Genomic DNA, 257 nt, shown 5'->3' on the forward strand with positions numbered 1-257 from the left:
GCATAATACCTACAACTTTTCATTGTTAACGTATCAATTTTTTCTTTTTTGTATTCATAATGCTCGTCAAGATATTTTACATACTCTTCATATGAATTTGAATGTGGACACCCGCTTTCAATATGGCTTTCATGTTCCCAAGCCTTACTTATAACTCCTTGGTTTAACGGGAATTTTTGACGGTGTACCTTTGCGTAAGTTGGGTTCTTAGAATACCTTTCGAGAAGATAAAATTCTTCATCATGCTCATAGTAGAT

Annotated in this window: 1 protein-coding gene; it reads right to left on the reverse strand. The window is 33.9% G+C overall.

Translation table 11 applies throughout. From position 1 onward, the window contains the following. Window positions 1–257 (reverse strand): hypothetical protein (locus tag SB773_RS32990; protein WP_410594638.1); only part of this gene is annotated, 257 nt, incomplete at both ends.

This window comes from Bacillus sp. SIMBA_074 (assembly GCF_046534555.1).
GTDB lineage: Bacteria > Bacillota > Bacilli > Bacillales > Bacillaceae_G > Bacillus_A > Bacillus_A mycoides.